The 12052-nt window shown below is 64.0% G+C and carries 9 protein-coding genes; 1 reads left to right on the forward strand and 8 read right to left on the reverse strand.

Features of this window, described 5'->3' with window-relative positions:
• Positions 1-10: 10 nt before the first annotated feature.
• The 8 genes from E8F12_RS24215 to grpE form a co-directional block, all read right to left on the reverse strand.
• Positions 11-457, reverse strand: a complete 447-nt coding sequence (locus E8F12_RS24215) for a DUF4149 domain-containing protein (protein ID WP_280327735.1) — start codon at positions 455-457, stop codon at positions 11-13.
• The gene (gene greA, locus E8F12_RS24220) at positions 435-911 is read right to left on the reverse strand and encodes a transcription elongation factor GreA (protein WP_280327736.1); all 477 of its coding nucleotides are present in this window, start codon (positions 909-911) and stop codon (positions 435-437) included. The genes E8F12_RS24215 and greA overlap by 23 nt, the downstream gene beginning before the upstream one ends.
• The gene (carB, locus tag E8F12_RS24225) at positions 908-4129 is read right to left on the reverse strand and encodes a carbamoyl-phosphate synthase large subunit (RefSeq protein WP_280327738.1); all 3222 of its coding nucleotides are present in this window, start codon (positions 4127-4129) and stop codon (positions 908-910) included. Before carB ends, greA begins: the two co-directional genes overlap by 4 nt.
• A gap of 40 nt (positions 4130-4169) precedes the next feature.
• Positions 4170-5306, reverse strand: coding sequence for a glutamine-hydrolyzing carbamoyl-phosphate synthase small subunit (gene carA, locus E8F12_RS24230; protein ID WP_280327739.1), 1137 nt, complete (start codon positions 5304-5306; stop codon positions 4170-4172).
• Between the two features lie 183 nt (positions 5307-5489).
• Complete coding sequence (dapB, locus tag E8F12_RS24235; RefSeq protein ID WP_280327741.1) at positions 5490-6293, reverse strand: 4-hydroxy-tetrahydrodipicolinate reductase; 804 nt, start codon at positions 6291-6293, stop codon at positions 5490-5492.
• 87 nt (positions 6294-6380) lie between these two features.
• Entirely contained in the window at positions 6381-7508 is a 1128-nt protein-coding gene (gene dnaJ / locus E8F12_RS24240; protein ID WP_280327742.1) for a molecular chaperone DnaJ, read from the reverse strand.
• 123 nt (positions 7509-7631) lie between these two features.
• The gene (gene dnaK / locus E8F12_RS24245; RefSeq protein ID WP_280327744.1) at positions 7632-9545 is read right to left on the reverse strand and encodes a molecular chaperone DnaK; all 1914 of its coding nucleotides are present in this window, start codon (positions 9543-9545) and stop codon (positions 7632-7634) included.
• Positions 9546-9645: 100 nt separating this feature from the next.
• On the reverse strand, positions 9646-10215 hold the full coding sequence (gene grpE, locus E8F12_RS24250) for a nucleotide exchange factor GrpE (protein WP_280327746.1): 570 nt from the start codon (positions 10213-10215) through the stop codon (positions 9646-9648).
• Positions 10216-10370: 155 nt separating this feature from the next.
• Between grpE and recN the strand changes: the two genes are divergently transcribed.
• Entirely contained in the window at positions 10371-12044 is a 1674-nt protein-coding gene (recN, locus tag E8F12_RS24255) for a DNA repair protein RecN (RefSeq protein ID WP_280327747.1), read from the forward strand.
• Positions 12045-12052 lie beyond the last annotated feature (8 nt).

Genomic DNA, 12052 nt, shown 5'->3' on the forward strand with positions numbered 1-12052 from the left:
AGGCGCGCGCTCAGCGCGCCCGGCCCTCCACCCGCTTCGCCGGCAAGGGCTGGACCACCAGCAGCAGGCCGCAGAAGGCCAGCAGCAAGTAGCTGAAGTTCAGCCAGTACAAGGCTTCCGGCAACCAGAAGCGCACCAGCAGGAACACCATCACCAGGGCCAGCACCGAGGCCAGCAGCTGCGCGCGCGTATCGAGCCAGAGGCGCTCGAGCCCTGCGTGCTGGATCAGCAGCAGGGCCTGGAGCAACGCACAGAAGCCGGCGAAGGCTACCAGCAGCGGCCGCAGGGTGGCGGCCACCTCCTCCACCAGCATTGGCGCCAGGCCTATGCGTTCGAGCACCGGCAACATCACGAAGTGCAGCAGCCAGAGGCCGCCGACCCAGAATGTCTGGGCCAGTTGCCAGGCGATGGTACCGGCCCTGAAGGAGGATGACTTAGACGTGGCGGACTTCGACAATCTCGTACTCGACGACGCCGCTCGGGGTCCTGACGGTCACCACGTCCCCTTCTTCCTTGCCCACCAGGGCGCGGGCGATGGGGGAGCTGACCGACAGCTTGCCCTGCTTGATGTCCGCTTCGTCGTCGCCGACGATCTGGTAGCTCACCGTCTCATCGGTATCGACGTTGGCGATATCGACGGTCACACCGAAGATCACCTTGCCGGTATGGGGAAGCGACGCCACATCGATGACCTGGGCGTTCTGCAGACGCCCTTCGATATCCCGGATACGCGCCTCGACCATGCCCTGCTGTTCGCGGGCGGCATGGTATTCGGCGTTTTCCTTCAGGTCGCCCAATTCGCGCGCTTCGGCGATGGCCTGGGTGATCTGTGGACGCATCACGGTTTTCAGGTGCTTGAGTTCATCTTCCAGGGCGCGAGCGCCCTGGACGGTCATCGGAAATTTTGTCATGCCTTGATTCCTGCATGGAGATCCTGCAAGCGACGCACGGTCTTCTCGGGACCGAACTTGAGCGCCTCACAGATCGCCTGACCAGCCGCAATGGTGGTGGTGCAGTAGATCTTGTGCTGCAGGGCGTTACGACGGATCGAGTAGGAGTCAGCAATGGACTGACGCCCCTCAGTGGTGTTGATGATGAGGGTAACCTCATCGTTCTTGATCATGTCAACGACATGGGGGCGGCCTTCGGTCACCTTGTTCACGCGGCGAACCGGCAGGCCGGCAGCTTCGATCACCTTGGCGGTACCGGAGGTGGCGACCACTTCGAAGCCCAGCTCGATCAGGTCGCGGGCGACCTGGGTGACCATGGGTTTGTCATCCTCGCGCACGCTGATGAACACGGTGCCCGAGTTCGGCAGGATCTCGCTGGCGCCCAGTTGGGCCTTTGAGAAGGCTTCGCCGAAGGTGTCGCCCACCCCCATCACTTCGCCGGTGGACTTCATTTCCGGGCCGAGAATCGGGTCGACGCCCGGGAACTTGGCGAAGGGGAACACCGCTTCCTTGACGCTGAAGAACGGCGGGATGATTTCCTTGGTGAAGCCGATTTCCTTGAGGCTCTTGCCAGCCATCACACGGGCAGCGACCTTGGCCAAGGACTCGCCGATGCACTTGGAGACGAAGGGCACGGTACGGGAGGCGCGCGGGTTCACTTCGATGACGTAGATGTCTTCGCCCTGCACCGCCATCTGCACGTTCATCAAGCCGACCACGCCGAGCTCCAGGGCCATTTTCTTGACCTGTTCACGGATCTCGTCCTGGATGTGCTGCGGCAGCGAGTACGGCGGCAGCGAGCAGGCAGAGTCACCGGAGTGCACGCCGGCCTGTTCGATGTGCTGCATGATCGCGCCGATCACCACGGTCTCGCCGTCGCACACCGCGTCGATGTCGACTTCGATGGCGCAGTTGAGGAAGCGGTCCAGCAGCACCGGGCTGTCGTTGGAGACCTTCACGGCCTCGCGCATGTAGCGCTTGAGCTCTTCTTCCTGGTAGACGATTTCCATTGCACGGCCGCCCAGCACGTAGGACGGGCGCACCACCATCGGGTAGCCGATGTTCTTCGACAGGGCCAGGGCTTCGTCTTCGCTGCGCGCGGTGGCGTTGGCCGGCTGGCGCAGGTTCAGGCGCTGCACCATCTGCTGGAAGCGCTCACGGTCCTCGGCGCGGTCGATGGCGTCGGGGCTGGTGCCGATGATCGGTACGCCGGCCTCTTCCAGAGCGCGGCAAAGCTTCAGCGGAGTCTGGCCGCCGTACTGCACGATCACGCCCTTGGGCTGCTCGACGCGGACGATTTCCAGCACGTCTTCCAGGGTCACCGGCTCGAAGTAGAGGCGGTCGGACGTGTCGTAGTCGGTGGAGACGGTTTCCGGGTTGCAGTTGACCATGATGGTCTCGTAACCGTCTTCACGCATCGCCAGCGCAGCGTGTACGCAGCAGTAGTCGAACTCGATGCCCTGGCCGATACGGTTCGGACCGCCGCCGAGGATCATGATCTTGTCGCGACCGGACGGGTTGGCCTCGCACTCTTCCTCGTAGGTCGAGTACATGTAGGCCGTGTCGGTGGCGAATTCGGCGGCGCAGGTGTCCACGCGCTTGAAGACCGGCAGCACCTTCAGCTTGTGGCGGTGGCTGCGCAGGTTCTTCTCGGTCACGCCGAGCAGCTTGGCCAGGCGCGCGTCGGAGAACCCCTTGCGCTTGAGCTTGCGCATCAGGTCGGCGTCGATGCCGGACAGGCCGAGGGTCTTGATGCGCTCCTCGTCCTTGACCAGGTCTTCGATCTGCACCAGGAACCACTCGTCGATACGGGTCAGGTCGAAGACTTCTTCGATGGTCTTGCCGGCGCGGAAGGCGTCAGCCACGTACCAGATACGCTCGGCGCCCGGCACGGTCAGCTCGCGCTTGAGGATGCCTTCTGCTTCGGGGTCGTTCAGGTCCAGCTTGGGATCAAAGCCGGCAACGCCCACTTCCAGGCCACGCAGGGCTTTCTGCACGGATTCCTGGAAGGTACGGCCGATGGCCATGACTTCGCCCACGGATTTCATCTGGGTGGTCAGGCGGGCGTCGGCTTTCGGGAATTTCTCGAAGGCGAAGCGCGGAACTTTGGTCACCACATAGTCGATGGCCGGCTCGAACGACGCCGGGGTGCGGCCGCCGGTGATGTCGTTCTGCAGCTCGTCGAGGGTGTAGCCGACAGCGAGCTTGGCGGCGATCTTGGCGATCGGGAAGCCGGTGGCCTTGGAGGCCAGGGCCGAGGAGCGCGACACGCGCGGGTTCATCTCGATCACGACCATGCGGCCGGTGTCCGGGCAGATGCCGAACTGCACGTTGGAACCGCCGGTCTCGACGCCGATCTCACGCAGCACCGCCAGGGAGGCGTTGCGCAGGATCTGGTATTCCTTGTCGGTCAGGGTCTGGGCCGGGGCGACGGTGATGGAGTCGCCGGTGTGCACGCCCATGGGGTCGAAGTTCTCGATGGAGCAGACGATGATGCAGTTGTCCTTCTTGTCGCGGACCACCTCCATCTCGTATTCCTTCCAGCCGATCAGCGACTCGTCGATCAACAGCTCGTTGGTCGGCGACAGGTCCAGGCCGCGGGCGCAGATCTCTTCGAACTCTTCACGGTTGTAGGCGATGCCACCACCGGTGCCGCCCATGGTGAAGGACGGACGGATGATGCAGGGGAAGCCGACCTTCTCCAGCACACCGTAGGCTTCTTCCATGCTGTGGGCGATACCCGAGCGCGGGCAGGCCAGGCCGATGTCCTTCATCGCCCTGTCGAAGCGCGAGCGGTCTTCGGCCTTGTCGATGGTGTCAGCGTTGGCGCCGATCATCTCCACGCCGAACTTGGCCAGCACGCCATGGCGCTCCAGGTCCAGGGCGCAGTTCAGCGCGGTCTGGCCGCCCATGGTGGGCAGCAGCGCGTCGGGGCGCTCCTTCTCGATGATCTTGGCGACGGTCGCCCACTTGATCGGCTCGATGTAGGTGGCGTCGGCCATGGCCGGGTCGGTCATGATGGTGGCCGGGTTGGAGTTCACCAGGATGACGCGGAAGCCTTCCTCCTTGAGCGCTTTACACGCCTGGGCACCGGAGTAGTCGAACTCGCAGGCCTGGCCGATCACGATGGGACCGGCACCGAGGATCAGGATGCTTTTGATGTCTGTACGTTTAGGCATTTTTACTCACTCGAATCCGTAGGTCAGTCGTCAGGCGTGCTTAGCGGCGCTTGGCCATGGCTTCGATGAAGCGGTCGAACAGCGGGGCGACGTCATGCGGACCGGGGCTGGCCTCGGGGTGGCCCTGGAAGCTGAAGGCCACCTTGTCGGTGCGCTCGATGCCCTGCAGGGTGCCGTCGAACAGCGACTTGTGGGTGGCGCGCACGTTGGCCGGCAGGGTCGACTCATCCACGGCGAAACCGTGGTTCTGGCTGGTGATCATCACCACGCTGGAGTCGAGGTCCTGGACCGGGTGGTTGGCACCGTGGTGGCCGTGGCCCATCTTCACGGTCTTGGCGCCGGAGGCCAGGGCCAGCAGCTGGTGGCCGAGGCAGATGCCGAAGACCGGGATCTCGGTGTCGAGGAACTCGCGGATGGCCTGAATGGCATAGTCGCAAGGCTCGGGGTCACCGGGGCCGTTGGAAAGGAAGATGCCGTCCGGGTTCAGCGCCAGCACTTCACTGGCCGGCGTCTGGGCCGGCACCACGGTCAGGCGGCAGCCGCGGGCAACCAGCATGCGCAAGATGTTCAGCTTGACGCCGAAATCGTAGGCCACAACGTGGTACGGCAGGTCGCTGGCGGCGATTTCCGGGTGGCTGTCGCTCTCCAGGTTCCACACGCTGGAGCGCCATTCATAACCCTCGGTGCACGAAACGACCTTGGCCAGGTCCATGCCCTTCAGGCCCGGGAAGCTGCGCGCCAGTTCCAGCGCCTTTTCCTCGGTGGCGTCGTCGCCGGCGAGGATGCAGCCGTTCTGGGAGCCCTTCTCGCGCAGGATGCGGGTCAGGCGGCGAGTATCGATGCCGGCGATGGCGACGGTACCGTGTTCTTTCAGGTAATCCGGCAGCGACTGCTTGTTACGCCAGTTGCTGGCCAGCAGCGGCAAGTCGCGGATGATCAGGCCGGCAGCCCACACGCGGTTGGCTTCGGCGTCTTCCGGCGTGGTGCCGGTGTTGCCGATATGCGGGTAGGTCAGGGTTACGATTTGCTGGGCATAGGAAGGATCGGTAAGAATTTCCTGATAGCCGGTCATGGCAGTGTTGAACACTACCTCGCCGATGGTATGGCCATCGGCCCCAATGGCTTCGCCGCGAAAAATGCTGCCGTCGGCAAGCGCGAGTATGGCTGGCTTAGTCAAGAAGACCTCCCGTAGATCAAGGCTGAAGCAAACGCAGGTTGTAAAAAAGCGGGATGACGTTGATACCGTCACCCCGCTTTTTTATCTGAGCCATTTCTGCGTAACTTTTAGTGGACACACTAAAGCTGCAGTTTACAGGAATGCGTCATTTCGGTCCACCCGAAAGACATCCCGATCAGCGAGTCAGCGAAGACCGAGCACATCCTGCATATCGTACAGGCCGGATTCCTGGCCTTCCAACCAAAGAGCCGCACGTACGGCGCCTCGAGCGAAGGTCATGCGGCTGGAAGCCTTGTGGGTGATTTCCACGCGCTCGCCATCTGCAGCAAACAAGACGGTGTGATCGCCCACCACGTCACCTGCACGCACGGTGGCGAAGCCGATGGTCTCGCGAGAACGCGCACCGGTCTGGCCTTCGCGACCATACACGGCGACCTTGGACAGATCGCGACCCAGTGCGTCGGCCACTACCTCGCCCATGCGCAGCGCGGTACCGGACGGGGCATCCACCTTGTGACGGTGGTGCGCCTCGATGATCTCGATGTCCACCTCATCGCCCAGCACGCGGGCGGCGGTATCCAGCAGCTTGAGACAGAGGTTCACACCTACGCTGAAGTTGGCGGCGAAGACGATCGGGATGTCCTTGGCCGCATTCGCCAGCAGGGCTTTTTCCTCGGCGGAGAAGCCGGTGGTACCGATCACCATGGCCTTGCCGGCCTGGCGACAGATTTCCAGATTCTTCAGGGTCACCGAAGGATGGGTGAAGTCGATCAGCACGTCGAACTCATCCACCACCTTGGCAAGGTCGCCCGACAGCGGCACGCCAATACGGCCCAGAGCAGCCAGTTCGCCGGCATCGGCGCCAACCAGGGTGCTGTCCGGACGATCAATGGCGGCGGTAAGCCCGGCGCCCTGCGCCTGCTGCACCGCCTCGATCAGGTTCTTGCCCATGCGCCCGGCGGCGCCAGTCACAGCTATACGTCGCATAAAAGTCAGCTCCAAGCCTCAAGCTTAAAACTGCAAGCTACAGGCGGCGCCGACTTGCAGCTTGCCACTTGCAGCTTGCAGCTGCGGTCAAAGATCGCCAAAGAAACGCTTCATGCCCTCGAACCAGCTGCTGGCCTTGGGCGAATGGGAGCCGTCGCTCTGCAGCGTCTTGCGGAACTCGTCGAGCAGTTCGCGCTGGCGCTTGTCCAGGTTGACCGGCGTTTCCACCACCACCCGACACATCAAGTCGCCGGCACCGCCGCCGCGAACCGGGGCCACGCCCTTGCCGCGCAGGCGGAACAGCTTGCCGGTCTGGGTCGCTTCCGGGATCTTCAGCTTGACCCGGCCATCCAGGGTCGGCACTTCCAGTTCGCCGCCCAGTGCCGCGTCAGCGAAGCTGATCGGCACTTCGCAGTAGAGGTGCTTGCCATCGCGCTGGAAGATCGGGTGCTCACGCACATTGACCACCACATAGAGGTCGCCGGGCGGGCCACCCAGGGCGCCGACCTCGCCTTCGCCGGAGAGGCGGATGCGGTCGCCGGTATCGACGCCCGCCGGCACCTTCACCGACAGGGTCTTGTGCTCTTCCACACGGCCCTGGCCATGGCAGCTGCCACAGGGGTCACTGATCATCTTGCCGCTGCCGTGGCAACGCGGGCAGGTCTGCTGCACCGAGAAGAAGCCCTGCTGCATGCGCACCTGGCCAATACCGCCGCAGGTGGTGCAAGTGACCGGGCTGGTGCCTTTCTTCGCGCCCGAGCCATCGCAGGTCTTGCAGTTGACCAGGGTCGGCACACGAATGGTGACCGTGGTGCCGCGCACGGCCTCTTCCAGGTCCAGCTCCAGGGTGTAGCGCAGGTCGCTGCCGCGCTGCGGGCCGCCGCGCTGGCCACCACGCTGACCACCGAAGAAGTCGCTGAACACGTCACCGAAGATGTCGGAGAAGCTGGCGCCGCCAAAGCCTGCACCAGCACCGCCACCCATCTGCGGGTCGACACCGGCGTGGCCGTACTGGTCGTAGGCCGCGCGCTTGCTGGCGTCGGACAACACTTCGTAGGCCTCGTTGGCCTCTTTGAATTTATCCTCGGACTCCTTGTCCCCCGGGTTGCGGTCCGGGTGGTGTTTCATCGCCAGACGGCGATAGGCCTTCTTAAGCTCGGCCTCGCTGGCGCCTCGCTCGACACCAAGAATTTCGTAAAAGTCACGCTTAGCCATAGTTTCCTGCACTCTCGAATTCACCAGCCCCAGACACGCCAACGCGGGAGCAAGCTCCCGCGTGGCGGATCAGGCGTACGGGGCGTTCAACCCCGCACGCTGGGGCGGAAGCAAGCGTGACACTTACTTGTTTTCCTTGACCTCTTCGAACTCGGCGTCGACGGCATCGTCGGAAGCCTTGTCCGCGGTGGCGCCCTGCGGCTGCTCACCAGCCTGCGCCTGGTCGGCGTACATCTTCTGCGCCAGCGGGGTGGAAGCCTGGGACAGGGCGTTCATCTTGGCTTCGATCTCAGCCTTGTCGTCACCCTTGACCGCCACTTCCAGCTCGCCCAGCGCCTTCTCGATAGCCGCCTTCTCCTCGGCAGTGGCCTTGTCGCCAGCCTCGGTGATCATCTTGCGAGTGGCGTGGACCAGCGCGTCGCCCTGGTTGCGGGCCGCAGCCAGCTCCTCGAACTTGCGATCTTCCTCGGCGTTGGCCTCGGCGTCGCGCACCATCTGCTGGATTTCTTCCTCGGACAGGCCGGAGTTAGCCTTGATCACGATGGACTGCTGCTTGCCGGTGGCCTTGTCCTTCGCGCCGACGTGCAGGATGCCGTTGGCGTCGATGTCGAAGGTCACTTCGATCTGCGGAACGCCACGCGGAGCCGGCGGAATCTCGGCCAGGTCGAACTTGCCGAGCGACTTGTTCTGCGCGGCTTGCTTGCGCTCGCCCTGCAGCACGTGGATGGTCACGGCGGACTGGTTGTCATCAGCGGTGGAGAACACCTGCGACTTCTTGGTCGGGATGGTGGTGTTTTTCTCGATCAGCGCAGTCATCACGCCACCCAGGGTTTCGATACCCAGGGTCAGCGGGGATACGTCGAGCAGCAGCACGTCCTTGACATCACCGGCCAGCACGGCGCCCTGGATGGCGGCACCGATGGCCACGGCTTCGTCCGGGTTGACGTCCTTGCGCGGCTCCTTGCCAAAGAAGTCGGCCACCTGCTTCTGCACCAGCGGCATACGGGTCTGGCCGCCGACCAGGATGACTTCCTGGATATCGGATACGTCCAGGCCGGCATCTTTCAGAGCGATGCGGCAAGGCTCGATGGTACGGGCGACCAGGTCTTCGACCAGGGCCTCCAGCTTGGCGCGGGAAATCTTCACGTTCAGGTGCTTCGGACCGGTCTGGTCTGCGGTGATGTACGGCAGGTTGACGTCGGTCTGCTGGCTGGAGGACAGCTCGATCTTGGCCTTCTCGGCGGCTTCCTTCAGGCGCTGCATGGCCAGGGGGTCACCCTTGAGGTCCATGCCGGATTCTTTCTTGAATTCGTCTACGAGGTAGTCGATCAGGCGCAGGTCGAAGTCCTCACCACCGAGGAAGGTGTCACCGTTGGTGGCCAGAACCTCGAACTGGTGTTCACCGTCGACTTCGGCAATCTCGATCACCGACACGTCGAAGGTACCGCCACCCAGGTCATAGACGATCACGGTGTGGTCGCCCTTGGACTTGTCCATGCCATAGGCCAGCGCAGCCGCGGTCGGCTCGTTGATGATGCGCTTGACGTCCAGACCGGCGATGCGGCCGGCGTCCTTGGTGGCCTGGCGCTGGCTGTCGTTGAAATAGGCCGGCACGGTGATCACCGCTTCGGTGACCGGCTCGCCGAGGTAGTCTTCGGCGGTCTTCTTCATCTTCTTCAGCACTTCCGCGGAGATCTGCGGCGGCGCCATCTTCTGGCCCTTCACTTCCACCCAGGCGTCACCGTTGTCGGCCTTGGCGATCTTGTAGGGAACCATCTTGATGTCTTTCTGCACCACTTCTTCTTCGAAGCGGCGGCCGATCAGGCGCTTGACGGCGTACAGGGTGTTCTGCGGGTTGGTCACCGCCTGACGCTTGGCGGACTGGCCCACCAGGGTCTCGCCGTCGTTGGTGTAGGCGATGATGGACGGCGTGGTGCGAGCGCCTTCGGCGTTCTCGATCACCTTGACGTTGCCGTTTTCCAGGATGGCCACGCAGGAGTTGGTGGTCCCCAGGTCGATACCGATGATTTTGCCCATATTCTCTCTCCCGAAACTTTGGATTCTCCGCGGCCCAGTCTCACGGGCCGCGGCAGCACATAAACGCTTGAACTAACAAATGGGGGCCCGAAGGCGAAATTCAAGCCTGCTCGTCGATCGACGGCGGCGCTTCGCTCGGCGCCTTGCTGACCACCACCATGGCGGGGCGCAGCAGGCGGCCATTGAGCAAGTAGCCCTTCTGGAACACCTTGAGCACGCTGCCCGGCTCCACGTGGGTGCTTTCCTGCATGGCCATGGCCTGGTGGTGCTCCGGATTGAACGGCGCACCGTGCGGATCCACGGCTTCCAACTGGTGGCGCTTGAGGGTGTCGTGGAACAGCTTGAGGGTCAGCTCCATGCCCTCGCGAACCGGCTTGATCGTCTCATCGTCGGCGTTGCTCAGCTCCAGGCCACGCTCCAGGCTGTCGACGATCGGCAGCAAGTCGTTGGCGAATTTCTCCAGGGCGAACTTGTGCGCCTTCTCCACATCCTGCTCGGCGCGGCGGCGCACGTTCTGCAGCTCGGCGGCAACACGCAGCGACTGATCCTGGGCCGCGGCCAGTTGCTCTTCCAGCACCTGCACACGGGCGGCGAGGTCGTCGCCCGACGCGGCTTCGGCAGCGGGATTCGCTTCGGGGGTCTGGGTATCCAGGGTCTGTTCGTCGGCCATGCCTTCCTCCTCATACAAGACAGCTGCGGGCAAAGACCCGCTGATATGTCCGCCTATATGGGGTCGCAATTTGTCGCTTCAAGGGGGAAGACAATTGTCAGCCAGAAAACAACTACTGTATAAATAGCCAGCCATCGCAGCGCGGGAGTCGCACCATGCTGGTACACCTGTCGATCCACAACTACGCCATTGTCGAACACCTGGACCTGGAACTCGAAGGCGGCATGTCCGTGATCACCGGCGAAACCGGCGCCGGCAAGTCGATCATGCTCGACGCCCTCGGCCTGACCCTCGGCGACCGAGCCGACAGCGGCGTGGTGCGCCCCGGTGCCGACAAGGCGGACATACTCGCCAGCTTCGACCTCGCCGGCATCCCCGAAGCCCGCGCCTGGCTGGTCGAACGCGACCTGGATAACGACGGCCCCTGCATCCTGCGCCGCGTCATCACCGCTGAAGGCCGCTCCCGCGCCTACATCAACGGCAGCCCCTGCCCCCAGGTCGACCTCAAGACCCTGGGCGAGCTGCTGATCGACATCCACAGCCAGCACGAGCACCAGTCGCTGCTCAAGGCGGACACCCACCGCCGACTGCTGGACGAATACGCCGGCGCCAGCGAACTCGCCCGCCAGGTGCAACTCGCCGCGCAGCGTTGGCGACAGACCCGCCAGGAGCTGGAACGCATCTCCCGCACGGGCGACGAACAGCGCGCCCGCCACCAGTTGCTGAGCTACCAGCTGGATGAACTGGAGAACCTCGCCCTCGGCGAGAACGAGCTGGAGCAGCTGGAACTCGAGCACAAGAACCTCGCCAACGCCGAAAGCCTGCTGGCCACCTGCCGCCAGGTGCTGGACATTTGCAGCGAGAGCGATGGCAGCAACGTGCTCAGCGCCCTGACCGCCAGCCTCAACCGGCTCACCGCCTTCCACGCGCAGCCCGGCGCCCTGGCCGAGGCGGTCAACCTGCTGTCCAGCGCACAGATCCAGGTCGAGGAAGCCATGGGCGAACTGAACCGCTTCCTCGACCATTTCGATGCCGACCCGGCGCGCCAGCAGCAACTGGAAGAGCGCCTCGACTCCATCTACACCCTGGCGCGCAAGCACAGGGTGCAGCCGGGCGAGCTGGCCGAACTGCAGCAGCGCCTGCTCGACGAGCTGGAAGCCCTCAATGCCGACGACGAAGCCGCCGAACGCCTGGCCGAGGAGCTCGCCGCCTATGCGCGCCATTATCAGGAAAAGGCCGCCGAGCTGAGCAGGCTGCGCAGCGAAGCGGCCGGTCGCCTGGCCAGCGCCGTGGAGAGCGAGATGCAGCGCCTGGGCATGCCCGGCGGACGCTTCAGCATCCAGCTGCACCCGAGCCAGGCGGAAGAGCCTCAGCATTACGGCCTGGAACAGTTGGAATTCCTGGTCAGCGCCAACCCGGGCCAACCTCTCAAGACACTGGCCAAGGTCGCTTCGGGCGGCGAGTTGTCACGCATCAGCCTGGCCATCCAGGTGATCACCGCACAAACCTCGCGGGTGCCCACCCTGGTGTTCGACGAAGTGGACGTGGGCATCGGCGGACCCACCGCCGAAGTGGTGGGCCAGCTGCTGCGTCGCCTCGGCGAGCGTGGCCAGGTCCTCACCGTCACCCACCTGCCGCAGGTAGCTGCCCAGGGCCACCACCACCTTTTCGTGCACAAGGAGCGCGGCACTCAGGAAACGCGCACCGCCGTTGCCAAGCTGCTGGAAGCCCCGCGCATCGAGGAGATTGCACGGATGCTCGGCGGCGTCGACCTCACCGAGGAGTCCCTGGCGCATGCGCGGAAGATGGTGACCAGCGCACAGGGCTGATCCAAGCC

Origin of the sequence: Pseudomonas sp. BN102 (genome assembly GCF_029871245.1) — a bacterium.
Classification (GTDB): Bacteria; Pseudomonadota; Gammaproteobacteria; order Pseudomonadales; family Pseudomonadaceae; genus Metapseudomonas.

Excerpts from the sequence above, each read along its gene's own strand:
- greA (WP_280327736.1), bottom strand. The coding sequence starts at position 911 with ATGACAAAATTTCCGATGACCGTCCAGGGCGCTCGCGCCCTGGAAGAT.
- dnaJ (WP_280327742.1), bottom strand. The coding sequence starts at position 7,508 with ATGGCTAAGCGTGACTTTTACGAAATTCTTGGTGTCGAGCGAGGCGCC.
- carB (WP_280327738.1), bottom strand. The coding sequence starts at position 4,129 with ATGCCTAAACGTACAGACATCAAAAGCATCCTGATCCTCGGTGCCGGT.
- recN (WP_280327747.1), top strand. The coding sequence starts at position 10,371 with ATGCTGGTACACCTGTCGATCCACAACTACGCCATTGTCGAACACCTG.
- dnaK (WP_280327744.1), bottom strand. The coding sequence starts at position 9,545 with ATGGGCAAAATCATCGGTATCGACCTGGGGACCACCAACTCCTGCGTG.
- grpE (WP_280327746.1), bottom strand. The coding sequence starts at position 10,215 with ATGGCCGACGAACAGACCCTGGATACCCAGACCCCCGAAGCGAATCCC.
- dapB (WP_280327741.1), bottom strand. The coding sequence starts at position 6,293 with ATGCGACGTATAGCTGTGACTGGCGCCGCCGGGCGCATGGGCAAGAAC.